Here is a 7,068-nt window from a genome sequence, read left to right on the forward strand (position 1 = left end):
GGATTCGTAGAGAACGATGACGACGTTGCCGGATGAAAAGTCCTGCTCGGGAACGACGGCCCACGAGAAATATCCGGCCTTCTGGTAGATCTCGTCGATCCGCTCGGCGATGGCGTAAAGGTCGGCGGCGCTTATCTTTTTGTTCCGCTGCGCGGCCCACGCTTGCTCCAGCGTAGCGCTGGGCACCGTCACCGCGCCTCGAACGGTTATCGACCTCAAGGTAAACATTGTTTTTTCGGCTTGTTCCGAGCTCGTTGCCTTGCGTGCATCCGGAACTGACAGGTCAATCGTGCCGGGCTTCCTCGGAGCGGAATAGCGTCGGATGATCTCGTTCTGATCCGAAACCACCGAATCGATCCGCTCGGGGATCGTCTGGCTAAGGCTCGGTCCGACCATGAAGGCACTGGTTGCAAGACTGATGGACACGCGACGTACTGCGTCGAACCAGTGGGACAGCGCCTTGCGAAGAGGCATCAATCAAACTCGCTGACATGTCGTGGCAGGGAAAATCAACGGTTATTCGAAACTTGGTTTAGCAAATTAGCAAATATGTCGGGGTCCGTCATCCCGCGATGCACACCCGTCAGTGCCCCAACAAAGCGCAGACCGCCTGAGCCTGAACCTCCCGCAAGCGGTCGAGCAACGCGCCAGCCGGCTCAGCGATGTTCAGCGTGGTGGTGACCGAGCGCGTCCCGTCGGCGGTTGATGCCGCCCACTGCGTGTAGCCCGGGAAACTGCCGGTGTGGCCATAAACGACACCGCACGGCGTGGTGTAGCGGAACAGTCCGAGACCGGCCTCGTTCGTCCCGGGTCCGGGCGGACTGGAATTGCCGGCCACGAACTTCATCTGTTCAATCTGCTCGGCAGCGCCGAAGAACTTCAGTCCGAGATCTGCCCGTATGAACATCGACAAATCATCAGGCGTCGACACGATCGCGCCCGACGCCCACGCACCGCTCGGGCTGACGAAGGTCGTGACATCTTTCGGCTCGGATCCGGGCGCGACGACATAGCCGTGGATGGCGGGCCCAGGCAGCGCGATGTCGCGCGTGGGGAAACTCGTCTGGGCGAGGGCGGCAGGACCAAACGCGATGTTCTTCAGCAGCGTCCCGTAGGGCATTCCTGTGACCGCCTCGGCGATCAGCCCGACGACGACGTTGTCCGTGTTGGAGTAGGTATACTGGGTGCCGGGCGTAAACTCGAGCGGGTCGTTGCGGACCCAGCCGATGATCTCAATGGGCTGCACGTAACCTTGAGGATTTGTCGCGACCTGCTCGGCCAAGCCCTTGGACTGCAAGTAGTCGGGCAGGCCGCTGGTGTGGTTCAGCATCTGGCGGACCGTGACGGCCGACCATGCCGCCGGCAGATCAGGCAGGTGCTGGCCGATGGTGTCGTCGAGGCCGAGCCGGCCCTTCTGGACGAGGTGCAGGGCAATGGCGCCGTTGAATGCTTTTGAGATGCTGGCGATGCGCATGTATTGGTCGACCCCCAGCGCCTCACCCGATATGACATCGGCGCGCCCCGCTGTGAGTACGGTCATGCGACCGTCGCGGTAGAGCGTGGCGATCGCCCCGGGAGGTCCATCCTCTGCATCGAGGAGCTCCTGTAGGCCGGCCTGGACCTTTGCATCGGCTGTTCTCAACTGAGCCGCGGTTAAGCCGGTCGAGCGTGCCGGGCCTTCGCTATCAGGATGTTTTACATAGAGATCCGGATTCATCTCTTCAGAAGACACGATGACTTCGTCATTGACGCCCGAGTCAATATAATCATCGGTAATTGAAAAGCCTGCCAGAAGCTGTTTGTCCGTGAGAGGATACCAGGAGCCGAGTTCGTGCGAGTAGGCGGCAATGGCCAGCATCGCGAGTTCACGATTGCTATACAGGTCGACTTCATAATCTTCGACCAATTTGCCATCCGAATATTTCTTATATCCATCAATGTAAGGATCGCGGGAATTGTCGCCTCTATACTTATCCACAATGTCGCCGACGGTGACCTTAGACTTGTTTCCGTGGAAATAGATCTTGCGGAGGAGAAAACCCCAAGCAGCTACCCCATACTCTGGGGTTTCATAAATGGCAGTTTGGTTGCCGTACCGGTCTGGCAGAGTGCAACCCACATATCCTCTCATGCTGTCTCGCTGCCATTTCGAGATGTTTATGGCGCCGGGATTGTTTGTTCGAAGGGCCCTCCGAGTAAGCGCATTTGAGGAACTATAGTCAGCGTCCGGCAGGCTGCTAAAGAAATTGCCGATCCCGACCAGACTTCTGAAGTTGAATTCAGTAGCTTCAGGATATTTCGCATCGTCGCGAAATGGCGGGGCTAGACTGCGCGCCTTGTTCGCTTGCCAAAACGGCAGCCCGAGTGCACTACCGGTCTGCATCCCCACTGTGCCGTCAACGGGCATTCCATATGTGCTCTGGAAGGACTTCACAGCGCTTGCTGTCTGCGAACCAAACACTCCATCAATCGCTGAGGCGTAAACAGATTTGTCCGTGAGTACGCTCTGTAGAAGCGCAACCCTACGATCAAGAACGTTGCTTCGTGTTTGCTGAAAGACCGGACCGACGGGTTGACGCTTGTCGCTGATGCTGAAGTTGCTGACCCATTCGCTCGACCCGGAATAATCGTCAGGTGCTCCGCATTTCAGGGGATTCGCTGCGCTAACTTCATCCGGGCTTTCAAAAGCGAAGGCCGGACCGGAAGGCAAGAGGGCCAGGAGCGCAATGCCAAGCCAACCGCCCATCCCCGGCCTGAAACAACCGCCTATCATTTGGCGACTTCACCGCATGCGTCGACTGCATCGGTCTTCGACATGCATCCTCCGATCTTCGGCGAATGTCAGTTCGCCTCCTTAACCGACATTCTCGTCTACGAGCACCTTTTCCATATCATCCAAAGAGTGGATGACGGAAGGTGAACTCGATTCTGATCTGGCGAATCTTTGTCAGAAACGCCGCTATCGCCGCGGCAGCCTGCAACTTCAGCGCCGAGAGCTTCCGCTTGTCCGACGTGAACTCGGAGCGAGCCATGTTTACGAGCTCGTATCGGCGAGAAACAGTCCTTTCCGGCGAATGGTTGAGCCGTGCGGTCTCCGATTGGAGCTGACCCTGACATGCGGAATTCCGATCCCCTGTCAAGGGGTGCGCTTACGCACCTTCGGCGACCAGCGCGCATTTGCAGCCAAGTGGAGTCACTTGGCGTCGCGAAAGTGCGGCTGTGTTGAACGATGCCGGCCTGTCTGACTTCGCCGAGCTGCGCAAGGCGATCACACGACGGCAGCACGACCTCTACTTTGTCGCCTTCGACCTGCTGCACCTCAACGGTCATGACCTGCGCGACATGGCACTGGAGAAACGGCGTGAGATCCTTGAAAGCGTGATCCCCGCCAACATCCGCATCCAATTCAGCCAGGCGCTGCCCAGCGAGGCCAATCCATCACCTGATCGATGAAGCCGGTCTGGAGGGGCTGGCATCAAAGCCACGCCTGATCGGCGCCAAAAGGCATGAAGCGTGAAGCATGTGCGTGGCGAGGCAGACTCTTGCCATGCATGGCTGCAGGACTTTCGGGAAGAATGAGCAAGCGGGGAAGCGATTTTCTCTCCCATTGGATATCGGATGGTGATCGATATGGCTGTGGACGCAAAACGGGCAGCGCGAGCCAGGGCATTCCGGGCCAAGAGATCGATGAAGAGATCGGCCCGATCTTCGAAGACATCATGCAGGGTTGCGGGGCGCCACGCTTCGCCGCTGCGAGGAGGACTAATGCTCGGCAGCCGAGGGTTCGACAAGGTGTTGCTAATATGCAGCAGCGGCGGCATCTCTGACGGCCACCGCCTGGAACCGCTTCTCACGGCTGGCTGTAGACGTCAAAATGAGAACGAAAATCGGGAGGTGACGAAGATGGATAAGCGAGAAAACAGGATCATTGAGACGTGTTGCCTTATAGCCGTTCCGGTATCGATGGCTCTCACTATGGTACTTGCTCAACTGATCCTTGGCTGAACCCAAGGCACCGACCAGGCAAGACATGAGCCGTATTACGCGACCGCTAAACCGGCAGGCGATCTGGCAACGCTAGCTATCGTTGCTCAGGTGGTTTCAGGATTACCTGAACATCGCGGGCAAAATCTACTACGAAACCCACTTGCTCCGCTGATGCGGATGCAAGCATTTTTCAGCGAGGTCGCGCTGGACCTGGTCTGCGCGGATGGATCGACCCTTCCTGTCCTCGTCAACGCCGCGGAGCGGCGCGGCGAATCGGGCAATCTGCGGTTCATCCGCATCACCGTCTTCAATGCGTCCGACCGCCGCCGCTATGAACGAGAGCTTCTGGAAGCGCGCCGCACTGCAGAGCGGGCCAACGCCGAACTGCTTAAACTCCCATACACTCGAACGTCGCGTGGCCGAGGCGGCCGAGGTCGCCTGAAGAGCGAGCGGGCACTTCACCAGGCGCACAAAATGGAGGCGGTTGGCCAACTGACCGCCGGCATCGCCCATGATTTTAATAACATGCTCTCAGTCATTGTGTCGTCGTTCGGGCTACTCGAGAGGCGGCTTGTAAACGGCGAGGACGTTTCCCGGTTTGTTTCCTCCGCAAACCCGGTTTGTTTCCTCCGCAAACAGACTAGCGCTGGGCCTCTGAGTTCGCCTCACCGAGCGCGCAATTCAATCTATAGGTTCACGGACGCAACGGCTTGTTCTTGTGCATCGCAGCAACGATATTGCTACATATGCGTTGTGCAGGACCGTGCCATTCCGGCGCACAAGGACACCGACTTGCGAAATATATCCGATACGATCGCTCGCCTGAGCGCGATGCACGCGCGGCCAGCAGCTGGATCCGGAGAACGGAACGACGCTCACTTGTCCGAAATTACAGGGTTCGGGTCCAATCCCGGAGCCTTGCGCGCGAGGCTTTATCTTCCGAAGAACCTGGCCCGGCAGGCGGCGCTGGTCGTCGTGCTGCATGGCTGCACCCAGAACGCGGCCAGCTATGATCATGGCTCCGGCTGGAGCGAGCTCGCCGCCGAGCATGGTTTTGCGGTGCTGTTCCCCGAGCAGCAGCGCGCCAACAACCCCAATCTTTGCTTCAACTGGTTTGTACCAGGCGATATCAGGCGCGACAGCGGCGAGGCACTGTCCATCCGCCAGGTGATCGAGGCGGCAGTGGTTACGCATGGCCTCGATCGCAAGAGGATCTTTCTCACCGGTCTGTCCGCCGGCGGCGCTATGGCGGCGGTGATTCTGGCGGACTATCCCGAACTGTTTGCCGGCGGCGCGATCATTGCCGGGCTCGCCTATGGAAGTGCCTCGACGATCTCCGCAGCCTTCGACCGCATGCGCGGCCATGGCGGTCCGTCCCAAGCCGACCTCCAGCGGCTGTTGCGGGCGGCCTCGCCGCACAAGGGTCCGTGGCCGCGTATTTCGATATGGCAGGGCCCGGCCGACACGACTGTTGTGCCTGCCAATGCGGATGCAGTCCTGGCGCAGTGGCAAAGCGTGCACAATCTCGGCGAAAAGCCAACACGCATAGAGAAGGTCGACGGCCAGACGCGGAAGGTCTGGAGCGACAGCAACGGGCGCGAGGTAGTCGAGACGTTCACCATTGCCGGCATGGGCCATGGGACGCCACTGCAAACTGGCGGCGGCGATGGTCTCGGCAACGCAGGGCCTTTCATGCTGGATGTTGGGATTTCCTCGACACGCCACATCGCCCGCTTCTGGGAATTGACGAAGCCGGACGTGCGACGCAAAGCCAAAGCCGAGGTCGCTTCAGGCGCCGCATTGCAGTCATTTGCACCAACGGAAAAACCGCGGGCAGTCCGAATCGATCCCACGCCGGAGCGAGCCAATGCGCGCGGTCCGGCAAGTGGGATTTCCAAGGTCATCGAAAATGCTCTGCGCGCGGCGGGGTTGATGCGCTGAATTGTTGTGGCGGAGGAGCTCTTTGTCTGGACTCTGCTGAACCAAGAGCCCACCATCGATAAGGCAGTGAACCCCTGCTTACCCAAGACAGCGGCGTCGTTTGGGCCAAGGCTATTTACCATCGGCCCTGGAAAGCGCTTTTGAAACAGGCCGGCCTGTCGGATGTGACGCTACATGAGCTGCGGCATACCTACGCCAGCACGATGGTTCGAAATGGCGCTCCGTTGATCATCGTGGCACAGGCCCTTGGTCGCAGCGACACCCGAACGGTGGAGAAGCACTATGCTCACCTCGCCCCGTCCTATAGCGGACATCATTCGCCGACTAGCACCCGACATTTAGAGGACAATCCAAATGGCTGAGGTCGTAATTGCCTGCTCACTTGCCGTGATCGCGTGCTTCTGCGCGTTGTGCATAATCGCGTTTTTCATGCTGGCGAAGTCCGCTACCATCCTTCTTACCTTGAACAGAAAGATGACGCCGCTCGGCGCTTGGCCGAGCCATTAGGTCCAACCGTGCGAGAAGCTGTGGCCACGGCGATGGCAAAGCCACGGCGCTCCGAAACCTATTAAGCTCAACTCGACCTACGCCATTGCCGTGAGGCGCTTGCCCGCGCGCTCGTGCACGAAGGTGGCCATGTGAATAATAGGACCGGACCGCCCCACCTTCCGTGGCGTTACAGCTATTCAGAGCGATCGACAGTTCCACGCATTTGCGATGCCGCTTGGGCTTCGAAAAAGCTGACCGGCTTATCCGACGTCGCCCAGACGCAAATTCCGTAGGCAATCCCGAAGGAGATCAACAGGGCGGGCAAGATGGGTAAGCGGTGCATGGATCGGCTGGGCCTCTTTGTTGCAGACCCGCCCACAACCTCCTGCAACCCGATCGGTTCGACATAAAGTATTTACGTGTTGGCATGGTTTACGAATGGTTTCGCGGGCCATCCACCTCATGGCCGCTTTGGCTTTGGCCGGACCGGTTAAGGTTGAGCCGGATGATTTGACCGGCTGCGAAACTCCTCGCAAATTCCTCGTTGTCGAAAAGCTGTTGGGTGGTCACGCCATCCTCGATGATCTGCACCGCCCATTGGCCGTCTATGTGTTCTACCCGAACACCGTCCTTCTGATCGTCGCCCACGCC

At 58.9% G+C, this 7,068-nt stretch carries 6 protein-coding genes; 4 read left to right on the forward strand and 2 right to left on the reverse strand.

The genetic code is table 11. The annotated features are described in order from the left end of the window. Together EN991_RS16915 and EN991_RS16920 are read right to left on the reverse strand one after the other, a co-directional pair. The coding region (locus EN991_RS16915; RefSeq protein ID WP_281058799.1) for a POTRA domain-containing protein at positions 1-474 on the reverse strand (474 nt) is incomplete at its 3' end. Between the two features lie 109 nt (positions 475-583). Next, on the reverse strand, positions 584-2,746 hold the full coding sequence (locus tag EN991_RS16920) for a serine hydrolase (protein ID WP_127369170.1): 2,163 nt from the start codon (positions 2,744-2,746) through the stop codon (positions 584-586). Positions 2,747-3,222: 476 nt separating this feature from the next. On the opposite strand from EN991_RS16920, the gene EN991_RS16930 reads away from it, so the two are divergent. The 4 genes from EN991_RS16930 to EN991_RS39885 form a co-directional block, all read left to right on the forward strand. Beyond that, positions 3,223-3,453 carry a hypothetical protein gene (locus tag EN991_RS16930; RefSeq protein WP_245460986.1) on the forward strand — a complete coding sequence of 77 codons (231 nt, stop codon included), beginning with the start codon at positions 3,223-3,225 and terminating at the stop codon, positions 3,451-3,453. Between the two features lie 1,326 nt (positions 3,454-4,779). After that, a complete protein-coding gene (locus EN991_RS16940; protein WP_206519211.1) occupies positions 4,780-5,928 on the forward strand; it encodes a PHB depolymerase family esterase in 1,149 nt (382 codons plus the stop codon). A 164-nt stretch (positions 5,929-6,092) separates the two neighbouring features. Further along, the gene (locus EN991_RS16945; protein ID WP_244514468.1) at positions 6,093-6,290 is read left to right on the forward strand and encodes a tyrosine-type recombinase/integrase; all 198 of its coding nucleotides are present in this window, start codon (positions 6,093-6,095) and stop codon (positions 6,288-6,290) included. A 565-nt stretch (positions 6,291-6,855) separates the two neighbouring features. Next, the coding region (locus tag EN991_RS39885) for a hypothetical protein (RefSeq protein ID WP_164769132.1) at positions 6,856-7,068 on the forward strand (213 nt) is incomplete at its 3' end.

It is taken from the genome of Mesorhizobium sp. M7A.F.Ca.US.005.03.2.1 (genome assembly GCF_003997795.1).
Taxonomy (GTDB): domain Bacteria; phylum Pseudomonadota; class Alphaproteobacteria; order Rhizobiales; family Rhizobiaceae; genus Mesorhizobium; species Mesorhizobium ciceri.

Coding starts and splice junctions, on each gene's coding strand:
- EN991_RS16920 (WP_127369170.1), bottom strand. CDS start 2,746: ATGGGCGGTTGGCTTGGCATTGCGCTCCTGGCCCTCTTGCCTTCCGGT.